Genomic DNA, 13,068 nt, shown 5'->3' on the forward strand with positions numbered 1-13,068 from the left:
CACTTATATATTTTGGCCCAAACTTTAAATAATACCTCTTTGGTAAGTATCACAGTCTACAGTATGACAACCTTAAGGCCGTACAAAGTTTACATGCGTCCTCAAAAAAGCCTTCTCAGCGAACTTACGAATTTACCAGGCATCGAGATAACTGTGCTCAATATTATACAGAGCGGAAGCACATACAAGACTTTAGCACACGCAACAACTTCTGGGAACCTAAAATTCTATCAAGTGTTAGAAGAAATGAAGTTCAAAAACGAAATATTGGATTTCAAGGTTTTGAACAAGAATAAACAATCCGTAACTTTTATTCTTGAAAGGGATTATTGTACATTCTACGACTATACTTTAGGCACAGGAAGATTTATACTATTTCCCTATGTAATTAAAAAAGGAACTAGAAAATTCTTTATCATTTCGGAGGAAGAGCCCAGCATTCTTTTAGACAGGTTAAAGAAGTATGGCACTGTGACGCGTATGGAGAAAGTGCTACTAACGGACGCCTTAAAGGATTCGTACGCGCTATTAATGCGGACAGACCTATTATCGAAATTAACGCCTCTTCAGCGCAAAATACTCTCTAAGGCAATAATAAAAGGTTACTTTGACTGGCCGCGGAAGTACTCGTTGTCTGACCTCTCACAAGAGCTAGGCATCTCAAAGGCTACGCTTGCAGAACATATAAGAAGATCCGAGTCGAAGATTCTAAAGTACCTTCTGGAGGGGGGCGAGGGATTCACGGAATGAAAATACTAGCAGTAGACGTTGGCACTAGTACTTTAAAGTCAGCGCTGGTTGATCTCGAGAAAGGAGTTACCGGCTTTGTGAGGAAAGAAATACCTATTCTTAGGCCGGAGCCCGAAGCTGCAGAGCACGATCCAGAAACTCTTTTCAGAATGGTATTGGAGAACCTAAAGGAAACTTTAGCGAAGGCCGGAGTCAGCGAAGTGGATTGCTTGGTGCTTTCAGGGTACCTCTTTGGCGTGTTGGCTCTCGATAGCAAAGGAGAACCGCTTACGAATGTTTTAACCTGGCTGGACAGACGGGCTACAAGGACGCTGAGAACCTTATTCCAGGTTCTCAACCCCGTGGACGTTTATCGGAGAACCGGGTGCCCACCTCTATTCATTTACCCGCTCGCAAAGATTTTTTGGCTGAAAACCGCTAGAGAAAACACTTATCGTGCAACAAAACGCTTTCTAGATGCTAAAGGGTACTTACTGCTACGCCTTACCGGAGAAGAAGTTATGGAAGTAAGCTCTGCCTCAGGATCTCAGCTCCTCAACCTAGAGAGAAAGGACTGGGACCACGAGATAATTCACAGCGCAGGATTGGACCTCGATAAGCTACCTCAGCTCGTAGAGCCAGATACTATTGTTGGAGACGTGCCAGTCAGCATTGCGAGAAGCATCGGGCTGAAATCGCCCGTACCAGTAGTAGCAGGAGTATTTGACGGGGCAGCAGTGTCTTTAGGACTGGGTGGACTTGAGGAAGACGTAGCTACCTCTCACCTATCTACCAGTACTATGCTCAGAGTGGCGAGCAGGATTCCCGTTATAGACTCTTCTCCGAAAATGCGTTTTCAAACGTACTACTCTCTACGCGGCTATTGGCTACCCGGTGGTGCCGTGAACAGCGGAGCTGTTGTCCTGAGATGGTTTAGGGACAATTTCGCACAACTAGAAAGACTGGTAGCGCAAGAACTGGGGGTGAGCGAATACGAGTTACTGGACAATGAGGCGGCGCTATCTCCTCCGGGCTCTAACGGGGTAGTCTTCCTCCCGTATATCAGCGGAGAAAGATTTCCAGAATTTGGGAACAATGCTAGCGGCGTTATTTACGGTTTGCGAGAATGGCATACAAGGAAAGATGTGCTACGCGCCATAATGGAGGGAGTAGCATTTAACTTAAACCTTGTTAACGAAGCTCTAAGAGAGAACGGTCTGAGCTTCAGAGAAGTGAGAATCACGGGTGGAGGTGCTAACTCGCGGCTATGGCTACAAATACTCGCCGACGTACTCGGAGTACCCATAAAGGCATTTACCAAAGGAGATGCGGCGCTACTCGGTTCCTCGTTTGTAGCGAAAATTGCAATAGAGGGTAACGCCGCCGGAGTAGAGCATTTAGTCAAGTTCGATAAAACCGTTGAGCCGATACCAGAAAATCAGCGAATATACATGGAAAGGTTTAAAGAGTTCAAGTACCTGCTAAATGCGTTGCTTCCCATGTTCTCCGCGCGCTAAGTTCTTAGATTAGCCCTGGTACCCCTCTTAAGAACCTCTGGATTTACCATGTACTCAAGCGGTGCTTCTCCGCGGATAACCTTTAGTATTGCATCAGCATTGGCTTCGTCCATCCCCCTGAGTCCCTCGTAGGTATTTGCACCTATGTGCGGCGTGATAACGACGTTTCTATACTTTAGCAGAGGATGATCTGCTCCTATGGGTTCTCCTTCTACGACGTCAAGGCCTACTCCTGCAATTTTTCCCGACTCTAAGCCCTTTATAAGAGCATTAGTATCTATCAGCTCGCCTCTAGCAGTATTTACTACTATGACTCCTTTCTTCATTTTATCTATCTCTTTCTCGCCGATCATGTGGTATGTTTCCTTCGTGAGAGGTGCATGTAGCAGTATTATATCGGACTCCCTTAGGAGCGTATCCAGATCTACAAGCTCGGCTCCAAACCGGGCGGCATAGTCTTTTCCTACAAATGGGTCGTACGCTACAACTTTGGCATTGAAACCTCTAGAGAAAATTTCTGCAACTCTACTACCAATGTTCCCTAAACCGATTATGCCAACAGTCTTTCCTGAGATATTAACACCGACAATTTTACCCCTCTCAGCCCATTTTCCCTCTCGAACCAGCGTGGCGGCCTGGCAAACCTTACGCGCTACGTTTAGGCACAAGGCCACAGCAAGTTCCGCCACAGCGTCTCTCTCTCTTGATCCAGGAACCCTTGTAACTATTACGCCCTGCTCTGTCGCCGCATCTACATCTACGTTATCGTAACCGATCCCATGCCTTGCTATGAGCAATAAGCTTCGGTTGTTCTCGAAGAACTCTCTATCGTAGAGAGGAGTTACACTAGCAATGATGAAATGGTATCCTTCGAGCTTTTCAGCTAGCGCTTTACCTCTCAGAGTTTTTTCGACGTCGATAAAATCGATCTGAGCCACTTCCTGCAATTTTTGTAGAACATCGGGCGCAATTACCCCGAAAGACCTTGAATTAACAACAGCTATTTTGTACATACGATCGATTCGCTACACCACACAGGTAATAAATATCGCGTTTCCCTAATGCATTTGGGTTTATTCTGCGGGAAAATGCATAAACCCGTTAGGCAAAAACAATTTAACATCAGAGGGGGTGTGGGCTTGACGAAGAAATGATTGGTAAGCTACCTAGACTCCTCTCGGAAAAGAGAGCGGCGCTTGGCGCCTGGGTCACTATAGGTAACCCCGAGGTACCCGAGATGCTTTCGCTACTAGGCTTTGACTGGCTTTTATTCGACATGGAGCATGCTCCTCTGGACTTCCAGCTCTTAGAGTACATGCTGATCGCTGTAAAGAACGATGCAACCCCGCTCGTACGGGTGCCTTTCAATGACCCCGTGTACGTTAAGCGTGTACTCGATCTAGGTGTAGCCGGAATACTGTTCCCTTTAGTGAACAAGTCGGAGGACGCTAAACTCGCAGTTGCCTCTACGAAGTATCCTCCGAGGGGTATTAGAGGGGTGGGACCTAGGAGGGCTGCTTCCTATGGTCTGAGAACGAACGAGTACTTCGAAGAGGCAGGCAAGGTACTCGTCGTAGTGCAGATAGAGACGCAGGAAGCGGTAAAGAACATCGAGGAAATACTGTCTACAGACGGTGTCGACGCTTTCTTCATAGGTCCGAACGACTTATCCTTCTCGTTCGGGTATAGGTCGTGGAAGGAGGAAGCCGTACGCAGGGCGATCGAGAGGGTTGCGGATGCTTCCCGTAGCCTAGGCGTGCCGGGCGGGATGTACTGCTCCGACGACGAGTCTCTAGAGTTCGCCTTAAGCCTAGGATTTAGCCTCATAGCCCTGGGTAGCGACTACAGGTTCCTAGTCGCGGGCGCTAAGAGTAGGCTGGAGAAAGCCAAGAAGCTGTTAGCGCAGGGGTAGGGCGCTACTTTAAGGTAGCTTTCCGGCCTCCAAGCGGGCGGTTGCCTGGGGCTTTCCTCATGGCTGGGCTATCCACTTAAAGCCGTACTTCTCGTAGATCTCTTTGACTTTTTGGCTACGCAACTGCCTGAAGAGCTGCCTGGCTTTATCCGTGGCCCAAGGTAGCAACGCGAAGACCAGTTTCCCCCTCCTCCCCGTGCTCGGCGCGAAGTACGGTAGGCCCCAGTACCTTGCCTCGGTTACCCACATTACCCCCGCGTCTACCACTCCGTGCCTCATAAGCTCCGGTATCTCTCTGTGGTGTATCCTGGTTAGGTATACGGAGCCTTTAGTGATTAGTTCCAGGTAGTCTCCGCACGCTTCGCTGTACATGTCCCTGAGCAACGCGCCTATACCCTCTGTCACGGGGTTGGGGATCGCAACTCTCCTATTCCTAATGTCGCACAGATCCTCCACCGGCTTCCCCTGGTAAGCTACAGCTACCTCGCTCTCCGCGTACTCGAACGTGTCCACCGTTGGGATACCGGCAAGCATCTGCGGGGGTAGCGAGACTATCTCGGGCCTCAGGTTTACAGTTAAAGCTCCAACTCTAAGAGCCTTCCCCAGGGCTCTCTCCCTGACCAGCCCCGGCGGTATCGTCTCGACGTAAACGGTGAAGCCTAGCGAGTTCAGGTAGTGTACGAGTTCGTCGACCACGAACCATTGATTCCCGGCTAGGGATAGTGCGACGCCGCTCGTATCGCCCTTCACGTCCACAAGCACGTTGAAGCCGGGCAACGTTATGTCCACGCTATCCACACGTCACCTAGTGCCCCTCGGACTTTTAAGCCTGGTGCACCGAAAAACAGTTAATCTGGCGGGCGCTTCTACGCTACGTGCCGTTGAAGGTCGTTGTCCAAGTCTCAGACTTGAACAGCGTGCCTCAGGCTCTGAAATCGTGTAGAAACCTGCTCAGCGAGGTACCCGACGCTGTCGTTGAAATAGTCTTCCACCAGACGGCGATAAACGCTCTCGTTAAGGGGAAAGGATTCGACGACGAAATCAGAGGCTTCGTCGAGCGAGGCGTAGTAATAGCCGCCTGCAGAAACTCCATGAGGGATAGAGGTATTAGGAGCGAGGACCTGGTGGACGGTGTAACGGTGGTGAATTCCGGTGTCGCCGAGATAGTGAAGAAGGAAAGCGAGGGATGGCTCTACCTAAGACTCTAGCCCAACGCGGCGCCCAGAGGTGTCGCAGATCCGCACAGAGGAAGGCTTTTAGTCGAAAAGAATAACTAAGCCCTTTTCCCTTTTTTTCTCTGTGCGAGGGCTTTTGGACTCCGTTAAGCGTAGCATCGTCGAGTACGCCGAGAGCTGGTCCCAGCGTTCGCGGAAGGTTGTAGGCATCTCCGAGGCAGACATCGAGCTTCTCAGGTCGTCCTGGAGCGATGCCAACGCGTTGATAGACGGCGTGGTCGAGGGCTTTCTCGGCAGGGTCTACGAGGACGAGGAGGTAGCCAGGCTCATCAAGGAGGGCGCGCTGAGCCTGGAGGAGCTACGCGAGTTCTGCAAGTCGCACCTCATACTGGTATTCAACGGGAACTACGACAGGGCGCACGGGCTCTGGCTTTTCTGGGTCGGCCTCCGGAACCTCTCGCGCGGCGTCCCTGTGAGGCTCGACATGGAGTTCCTGGGCTTCGCTCTATCCGAGCTACTCACGCGCTTCGACGACCGGGTGAAGGTCTCCCTCGTCAAGGCTTTCATGTGGACTGCCTCCGTCTTCGCCTCGGCTTACTACGCGTCCGCCGCTCTCTCCTTCTACCTCGCCACGGGCGTTAGGCGGGAGCTCTCCGAGCGCTTGATCAGGCAGGCGGCGGAGGAGCTCGGCAGGAGCGTCGAGGAGGCTATATCCTCCGGCTCGGGCACCCCCGGCTAGCCCTGCGGGTTAGCGCTTTTTCGAAGTTAAGTAATTTAAGCACGCTTTGCGCGTAGATTGTTGATGCGTTTATGAAGCTACGCGACGCCGAGAGGTCGCTGTTCGACCTTCTGGTAGCGTCCGTTCAGAGGTACATCCCGCTCTCCGTCTGGAGGCTCGACGGGAGGGAGAAGTTCCTACCGGTACGCGTGCAGGCTGAGCCGGGTAGGATCTACGAGTTCGTCGGGAAAGCTAGGGTCCCGTCGAGCGAGCACAGGTGGTTCGCGAAGTTCGTCCTGAGCGGGAACGCTACGCTCGAGGTCGACGGGAGGCTGGTAGGCGGGATAGACGAAGCGCACACGTACTTCCCGCTGGACCCGGGGCTCCACGAGCTGAGGATTAGGGCTTCGCCGAGGGGGATGTTCGGCTTCCACGACTGGAGCCTGAGCTTCGAGAAAGCCTTCCTCGCCGAGGTGTACTGGCGCGGCTTCTCGCTCGCGCTCAAGCTACTCTCCCTCGTGTCCTACCTCAAGTCCCTTCCCCCCGACGACGCGGTGAGGAGGAGGGTCGAAGGGGAGCTCTTCGACGCCTTGATGTCCGCTCCCGTCTCGCCGAGCGTGCTCCAGATAACGGTGGCGTTGAGCCTCCTCTATGAGGGCGGGAGGAGCTTCTCGAGGGGGGACCTGCCCGAGAGGTACGGGGACTACGCGTGGCTCTCCGGTGTCTACGGCGCCGGGATCCTGGGCGGCAGGCTCAGGGACGTGGGCGCGTCGAGCCTCGACGACGTGAAGCGCGCCTGCGACAGGCTGGAGCCCCTCCTCTCACTCCTCGAGGAGCTGAGGAAAAGCCAGGAGGGCGCGGGGGAGCTCTTCATAGTTGGGCACAGCCACATAGACGCCGCGTGGCTCTGGCCCGTGCAGGAGACCAGGGAGAAGGTCGCGAGGACGTTTGCGAACGTGGTCTCGCTCCTGAGGGAGTACGGGGGACCCGTGTACGCGCAGAGCTCGGCGCTGTACTACGAGTGGGTCGAGGAGGACTACCCGGAGCTTTTCCGCGAAATCAAGCGCCTCGTCGAGTCGGGTAGGTGGATACCGGTTGGGGGCATGTGGGTTGAGAGCGACGTCCAGCTCGTGGAGGGGGAGAGCCTGGCGAGGCAGTTCCTGTACGGCCAGAGGTACTTCTACTCCAGGTTCGGGAGGACAGCCCGGATCGGGTGGATACCGGACAGCTTCGGCTTCCCCTACTCGTTGCCCCAGCTACTCGTCAAGAGCGGGCTCGAGTGCTTCGTGACGCACAAGGTGCTCTGGAACGATACCAACGAGTTCCCCTACCACTCCTTCCTCTGGAGGGGGGTCGACGGCTCCACTATACCCGTCCAGATCCTCCTGAACAGCTACAACGAGATGCTCACCCCGGGAAGCGTGAAGGCGTACTGGTCCAGGTACAAGCAGAGGGGCGAGGTCCCCTTCCTGCCGTACGCCTACGGCTACGGGGACGGGGGAGGGGGGCCGACCAGGGAGATGCTCGAATCCCTCGATGTCGTCAAGAGGCTCCCCGGGTTGCCGAGGCTCAGGCACCTGGAAGAGGAGGAGTACCTGGCGAGGCTCAAGGCTTCCGAGGGCTCGATGCCCGTGTGGGACGGGGAGCTCTACGTGGAGTTCCACAGGGGGACCTACACCACGAACCTACAGGTAAAGGAGCTGATGTGGAGGGCGGAGCTAGCCCTCCTGACAGCCGAGGAGGTCGCCTCGCTCGCATCCTCCAGGACGGGGGAGGGGCTGTCGGCGCGCCTCGAGAGGCTCTGGAAGACCCTCCTCCTGCACCAGTTCCACGACATCCTGCCGGGGTCCTCGATGAAGGAGGTCTACGAGGACGCGTACAGGGACCTCTCGATGGTCCTGCGGGAGGCCTCCTCCCTGGCCCGGGAGGCCCTCGAAGCCTACCTGGGGGGCGGCGAAGGCGGGGTCGCAGTCTTCAACCCCCTGCCGTGGCCCCGGAGGGCTATCGTCTCCCTCCCCATGGGCATGGCGCCGCGCGGCGCGGAGTGCCAGGAGTCGGAGGAGGGGGTTCTGGTCGAGGTCGAGCTACCGCCGGCCGGCTACCGCGTCTACAGCGCGTCGGGCGGGTGCGTGGATGAAGGGGAGCCGCTGAGAGTAGAGGAGGTCGACGGCGGGATACTGCTCTCCAGCGGCGCAGTCGAGGTGGTGGTAGACCGGGACGGCTCGCTGGGGTCCGTGAGGTTGCTCCCCGGCGGAGAGGAGGTGCTGTCGCGGCCATCAAACCAGCTCCGCGTGCACTTCGACAGGCCGGGGGTTTTCGACGCCTGGGAGCTTACGGACGACTTCCTGTCCAGGTGGGAGGAGGCGAGGACGCTCTCGGAGCCCAGGCTCGTTGAGCGCGGGCGGCTGAGGGCGTGCGTCGAGTACGTAAAGGGCTTCGGCAAGTCCAGAGTTACGCAGAGGGTGTGCGTCTACAGGTTCAGCCCCGTGGTGGAGGTGAAGACGAGGCTCGAGTGGTTCGACAAGGGGTTCCTGGTGAAGGCCTGGATGAAGCCAGCGTTCAAGCCCACCGCGGCTGTCTTCGAGACCCCCTACGGCGTCGTGTACAGGAGCCCGGCTTGGGCTTCGAGCATCGACAGGGCGAAGTTCGAGGCGCCAGCGCTCAGGTGGGTCGACGTCTCCGACGGCGCTAGGGGCTTCGCGGTGATAGCCCCGGGGAGGCACGGCTACTCCGTCCGGGAGGACTACGTTAGCCTCAGCCTCCTCAAGTCCCCCACGTTCCCGAACCCGTGGAGCGACGTGGGGGAGTTCGAGACGACGTACTACATCTACCCGCACCTAGGAGGCTACGAGGAGGCACGCGTAGCCTTCGTGGCCGCCGAGCTCCTCAGGCAGCCCCTCGCCGTGGCTACGGCGCCTGTAGAGCGCTCCGAGAGCTTCCTCTCCGTCAACCCCCCGGAGGCCCTCCTAGGGGCGTTTAAGGCGGCGGAGGACGGGGACGGCTACGTGATGAGGCTGTACAACCCCCACCGCGGAGAAGTAGAGGTGGAGGTAGAGGTGAACGTCCCCTTTAGGGAGGCCGTGGAGGTAGACATACCGGAGCTGAGGGTCCTGGGGAGGGTGGAGGTGTCGGGCGGCAAGCTACGCTTAAGGCTCAAGCCCTTCGAGGTAAAAACGGTAAAGCTCAGGTAGGGCTACCTGTGCGCGCGGGCAACGTAGAACGCGACCCCTGTGGCGCCTACCCCTGCGAGGAGCACGAGCAACGACACCCTCGCGTCGGCGACCAGGAGGTGCACCGTGTACGCCGCGGACGCCGTTACGGCTAGTCCTCCGTAAAGCGCGTAGAGAGCCCTAGCTGGGACAACCCTGGACTCCTCCACCCCCGCGAGTAGCGCCGCCAGGACGAGCCAGCCGCCCACCACGAACCAGAAGACTGCCGGCGCGAAGGCTGGAGGCAGGATGAACGTAGACGCTACGGAGGCCGCTAGGGCTAGAACCACCACGATGAAAGCCGCGAGCCCCGATACAACCCTCACCTAAGCCACCGAGCCCCTTTTTACCGCGCACATGCTTATCTACTTTTCCTAAAGTAAAGCTCCTCGTTGAGGACCGGTATGAGCGCCATTAGGACAGCCTGCTCCGCCAGGTCTTCCCGCACGACGACGCCCCTAGTGAGCAGGCCGACGAAGCCCTCGCCCTCCCCGACGTTCCTGGTCCCGAAGTGCCTGTCCACGGCTTCTTCGAGCTCGAGGCCCTCCGACAGGATTTCCTCGACTATGAACGGGGGAACCGCGAAGGAGGACGAGAAGCCCACCCCCTCCGCTCCACCCCTCTTCACGACCACGGCGGCCTGAGTGTCCATGTAGAAGCCGTCGACAGCGAAGATGCCTGCCTCGACCCCGACTCCGAACGCGCATTCCCCGCAAGCCTCGAGGGCTCTCAGCGCCCTGTTCCTAGCTCCCCTCAGGATCTCCCCAAGCGAGAACGGTTGACGGGCAACGCCGGACTCCACCCTGAAGCCCTTGACGACTACGTCTCCGAAGTACCTCTTGAAGGCCTTCTCGACCCCGGCTATCTTCGAGGGGTTCGCCGAGCCCACCCCAACTACTACGCGCATCCAGGGCACCCCCGCGAGCTAAGGGGCTAGCCCCTTAAATTACCCGCGCGGGTCTCGCGAATACCCTCGTAGAGTTGAAGACCGGTCCTCCGCCTATCCTCTGCGTCTCCGTGGGTACGAGCGAGTTCTGGGGGGAGCCGTCCAGCCCGACTAGCTGGCGCGGGGACCAGAGGACGCCCGGGGGTACGAGCTCCGTTACCTGGGCTTTTACAACCACGCTTCCATGCTCGTTGTAGAGCTCGACGAGGTCCCCGTCCCTAACTCCGAGCCGTTCGGCGTCCACCGGGTTCACGTGTACGACGGCGGGTATGGGGCCGTAGACGTCGCGGAACTGCGTGTGGGTGTAGAGGGGCGTGGCGGAGTTTAAGAGGACGAAGCCCTCCCCGTCGTACTCCCCCTGCACCGGTAGCGGGCTGAAACCCAGCTCGAGGGCCCTCCGCGAGTAGAGCTCGATCCTCCCGGAGGGGGTCTGGTACTCGTCTAGCCTCCTGGCTTTGAGCCTAAGGGTCTTGCCGGCTAGTAGGTCCTCGAAGCTTCCCTCGAGCGCTCCGCCCAGAGCCTCCCTGAGGACGTCGAGGGGGTCCCTGCAGACCCACTCGGGGGCTCCGAGCCTCCTGGCGAGCTCGCACGTAACCCAGACCTCGCTCCTACTCTCCCCCAAGGGCTCGATAACCTTCCTGGACATCGCCACGTAGCCGTGCGCGTAGGGGATCACCACGTCGTCCTTCTCGAGGTAGGTGGCGGCGGGCAGAACCACGTCCGCGTAGTCCGCGGTCTCGTTCCAGTGCGTGTCGTGGAGCACGACGAACACGTCGCTCCTGCTAAGCCCTCTCCTCAGCTTACCCTGCCCCGGCAACGTCAAGAGGGGGTTCATGTTGTACACGTAGATGAACTTGAACTCGCCCCTCTCCACGAGCTCCGCGAGTGCCACCTGGCTGACAACCCTCCCCGGGGGCGCGTGCCTCTCGCCCGTGACGGCGGCGAGGTCGACGAGCCACCTCCTACTGTTCGAGTAGTAGAAGCCCCTGTGCTGGCCGACGAGGGCCGGTATAAGGGAGACTGCCCTCACAGCCTCCGCCCCGTTAACACCCTTCTGAACCCCGAACCCGATGAAGGTAGTGCTAGGCTTCAGCTCGGCGTAGAGCTCCGCGAGCCTCGCAACGTCCTTCTCGCCTACACCCGTCACCCCCGAAACCCTGGAGAGGCTCCACCTCGAAGCCTCCCTCCTCAGCTCCTCGAAGCCGACCGTGTAGCGCTCTACGAAATCCTCGTCGTAGAGCCCCTCCGAGATAAGGTAGTTGATAACGCCGTACGCCAGCGCGACGTCGGTGCCCGGCCTCGGGTGAACGGCGAAGTCGCTCTTCAGCGCGGTCTCGCTCCTCCTGGGGTCAACTGCCGCGATCACGGACCCCCTACGCCTCCCCCTCAGCGCCGCGGCCCAGAGGTGCGGCGAGCTGACACTCGCGTTAAAGCCCCAGAACACGAAGAGCCTCGAGCCCTCTGCCTCCTCGGGAGTCCTGCCGTAGCTCAAGCCGTAGTGCAGGGAGAGGGCTTCGTGCCCGCTCTTACTGCAAATGCTGTAGTCAGTCCTCGCCGCGCCCAGCCAGTTCCAGAGCCTCTGAGGGTAATACCACGTCAACAGCCCCATGTTCCCAGCGTACTCTAAGTGCAGAACGGCGCCCGGCCCGTGCTCCTCGAGAACCTCCTTCAGCCTCGAAGCAACCTCGTCCAGCGCGGAACCCCACTCAACCCTCTCGAAGCTCCTTCCCGGCTTTCCCCCGGCCCTCCTGTACGGGAAGAGGACGCGCCCCGCCGAGAAAACCCTCCTAGCCTCGACCGCTCCCCGCGGGCACAGGAAGCCCGCCGTAAACGCGAAGCCCGGGTCCGGCGCTACTCTCAGTTCTCCGCCGTCCAGCGAGACCGCTAGGTGGCATGTGTCGTAGCAGTCCCTCGGGCAGACAGACTTCAGCGCCGCCACGGCTCTACGGAGAAAAAATACGAATAAATTTGTTCGGGGCTACTGCGCCCGAACCTCTTCGTCGTAGGATCCTCTTCTGAATACGTACTCGCAGTAGGGGTCTCCCCTCGCTATACACTTTGTCTCTTTTGGTCTCACGGTTTTTATGTCTACTCCCCAGTAGCCCGAGAGCCAGCCCGCTAGCAACCCCCTGATTATTGTGCCTTCTGCGCCCTCTATCCCCACGAGGCTTTTACACTCGACGTTGTCGTAGACTTGTGCGACCATCCTGTCGTTCGTTAGCTCCACTATCCTCAGTATTCCGAAGCCCATCAACCTGAACATCTCCTCGGCGAGCCTCACGAGGTCTTCCTTGCCTAGCCCAAGCCTCTTGTAGAAGTTCTCGTAGACCTCCCTCCCAGCCTCGAAGAAAGTCCTGTAGAGTATCCCGCCGTACCCGGAGCCCAAGTGCTCCCAGCCAAACCTCACGAGGCGCCTGAATACCTGCTCTCTAAACACTATTGCCCTCTCGCCGGCGGCTACAGGCGGGTAGCTCCACGCGTCTAAGCCTATCCCCGGCGCTACTGGCGGGGCGTACTCCGCTTCTTTCACGAACCTCTTCCTCCTGAGCGCGGCTACTATTTTCTCAGCCTCCCTGTCCTCCTTGATGTCCGCCGCTATTATTACCCGTATGTCCTCCCCCGAGCCGCGGGGAGGTGTAGAGGTCTTAAACAGGAGTATTGGGACTTTCTCCCCGGCGAAGACGTCGAGAATGTCCCTCAGCACGCCTACGACCACGTAAGCCTCCGGGTTTAGTACTACGTGGAAGAAGTAAGGCTTACCCTCCGGGAAGATGGCTACTCTACCCATGTGGTAGGGGCGAAAACTCCCCCCGATCGTTCTGTCGTGCCCCACACAGTAAACTCTGTCCTCTACCGGTATAT

Annotated in this window: 12 protein-coding genes; 6 read left to right on the plus strand and 6 right to left on the minus strand. The window is 57.8% G+C overall.

All coding sequences use genetic code 11. The features are described from left to right. Nucleotides 1-63: 63 nt before the first annotated feature. Nucleotides 64-750: a helix-turn-helix domain-containing protein gene (locus TPEN_RS08280; protein ID WP_011753281.1), complete on the plus strand. Its 687-nt coding sequence runs from the start codon at nucleotides 64-66 to the stop codon at nucleotides 748-750. Then, entirely contained in the window at nucleotides 747-2,246 is a 1,500-nt protein-coding gene (locus tag TPEN_RS08285) for a gluconokinase (protein WP_011753282.1), read from the plus strand. Before TPEN_RS08280 ends, TPEN_RS08285 begins: the two co-directional genes overlap by 4 nt. Here the strand turns inward: TPEN_RS08285 and TPEN_RS08290 are convergent. Beyond that, complete coding sequence (locus TPEN_RS08290; protein WP_011753283.1) at nucleotides 2,243-3,259, minus strand: D-isomer specific 2-hydroxyacid dehydrogenase family protein; 1,017 nt, start codon at nucleotides 3,257-3,259, stop codon at nucleotides 2,243-2,245. The two genes, TPEN_RS08285 and TPEN_RS08290, sit on opposite strands and share 4 nt — an antisense overlap. Nucleotides 3,260-3,396: 137 nt before the next feature. Here TPEN_RS08290 and TPEN_RS08295 point away from each other — a divergent pair, with 137 nt between their 5' ends. Beyond that, complete coding sequence (locus TPEN_RS08295; RefSeq protein ID WP_011753284.1) at nucleotides 3,397-4,158, plus strand: HpcH/HpaI aldolase family protein; 762 nt, start codon at nucleotides 3,397-3,399, stop codon at nucleotides 4,156-4,158. A 57-nt stretch (nucleotides 4,159-4,215) separates the two neighbouring features. Here the strand turns inward: TPEN_RS08295 and TPEN_RS08300 are convergent, their stop codons facing one another. Further along, complete coding sequence (locus TPEN_RS08300) at nucleotides 4,216-4,956, minus strand: substrate-binding domain-containing protein (protein WP_148678035.1); 741 nt, start codon at nucleotides 4,954-4,956, stop codon at nucleotides 4,216-4,218. 77 nt (nucleotides 4,957-5,033) lie between these two features. Between TPEN_RS08300 and TPEN_RS08305 the strand changes: the two genes are divergently transcribed. The 3 genes from TPEN_RS08305 (at nucleotide 5,034) to TPEN_RS08315 (ending at nucleotide 9,242) form a co-directional block, all read left to right on the plus strand. Then, complete coding sequence (locus TPEN_RS08305; RefSeq protein ID WP_011753286.1) at nucleotides 5,034-5,366, plus strand: DsrE family protein; 333 nt, start codon at nucleotides 5,034-5,036, stop codon at nucleotides 5,364-5,366. A 103-nt stretch (nucleotides 5,367-5,469) separates the two neighbouring features. Further along, nucleotides 5,470-6,072, plus strand: coding sequence for a protoglobin domain-containing protein (locus TPEN_RS08310; protein WP_052885316.1), 603 nt, complete (start codon nucleotides 5,470-5,472; stop codon nucleotides 6,070-6,072). A 71-nt stretch (nucleotides 6,073-6,143) separates the two neighbouring features. Next, a complete protein-coding gene (locus TPEN_RS08315) occupies nucleotides 6,144-9,242 on the plus strand; it encodes an alpha-mannosidase (protein ID WP_011753288.1) in 3,099 nt (1,032 codons plus the stop codon). 2 nt (nucleotides 9,243-9,244) lie between these two features. Here the strand turns inward: TPEN_RS08315 and TPEN_RS08320 are convergent, their stop codons facing one another. Genes TPEN_RS08320 through TPEN_RS08335 form a run of 4 tightly spaced genes read right to left on the minus strand, consistent with a single transcriptional unit; the run spans nucleotide 9,245 to nucleotide 13,039 of the window. Next, a complete protein-coding gene (locus tag TPEN_RS08320; RefSeq protein WP_011753289.1) occupies nucleotides 9,245-9,586 on the minus strand; it encodes a hypothetical protein in 342 nt (113 codons plus the stop codon). 35 nt (nucleotides 9,587-9,621) lie between these two features. Beyond that, nucleotides 9,622-10,167 (minus strand): inosine/xanthosine triphosphatase, encoded by a 546-nt coding sequence (gene yjjX, locus TPEN_RS08325; protein WP_011753290.1) that lies wholly within the window; start codon nucleotides 10,165-10,167, stop codon nucleotides 9,622-9,624. Between the two features lie 34 nt (nucleotides 10,168-10,201). Beyond that, nucleotides 10,202-12,145, minus strand: coding sequence for a molybdopterin-dependent oxidoreductase (locus tag TPEN_RS08330; RefSeq protein ID WP_011753291.1), 1,944 nt, complete (start codon nucleotides 12,143-12,145; stop codon nucleotides 10,202-10,204). Nucleotides 12,146-12,184: 39 nt separating this feature from the next. Then, nucleotides 12,185-13,039 carry a V4R domain-containing protein gene (locus tag TPEN_RS08335; RefSeq protein WP_011753292.1) on the minus strand — a complete coding sequence of 285 codons (855 nt, stop codon included), beginning with the start codon at nucleotides 13,037-13,039 and terminating at the stop codon, nucleotides 12,185-12,187. Nucleotides 13,040-13,068 lie beyond the last annotated feature (29 nt).

The sequence above is a fragment of the Thermofilum pendens Hrk 5 genome (assembly GCF_000015225.1).
Classification (GTDB): Archaea; Thermoproteota; Thermoprotei; order Thermofilales; family Thermofilaceae; genus Thermofilum; species Thermofilum pendens.

What these genes read in the sequence shown, in the direction of transcription:
- TPEN_RS08315 (WP_011753288.1), top strand. Translation starts at nt 6,144, where the DNA reads ATGAAGCTACGCGACGCCGAGAGGTCGCTGTTCGACCTTCTGGTAGCG.
- TPEN_RS08285 (WP_011753282.1), top strand. Translation starts at nt 747, where the DNA reads ATGAAAATACTAGCAGTAGACGTTGGCACTAGTACTTTAAAGTCAGCG.
- TPEN_RS08295 (WP_011753284.1), top strand. Translation starts at nt 3,397, where the DNA reads ATGATTGGTAAGCTACCTAGACTCCTCTCGGAAAAGAGAGCGGCGCTT.
- TPEN_RS08290 (WP_011753283.1), bottom strand. Translation starts at nt 3,259, where the DNA reads ATGTACAAAATAGCTGTTGTTAATTCAAGGTCTTTCGGGGTAATTGCG.
- yjjX (WP_011753290.1), bottom strand. Translation starts at nt 10,167, where the DNA reads ATGCGCGTAGTAGTTGGGGTGGGCTCGGCGAACCCCTCGAAGATAGCC.
- TPEN_RS08280 (WP_011753281.1), top strand. Translation starts at nt 64, where the DNA reads ATGACAACCTTAAGGCCGTACAAAGTTTACATGCGTCCTCAAAAAAGC.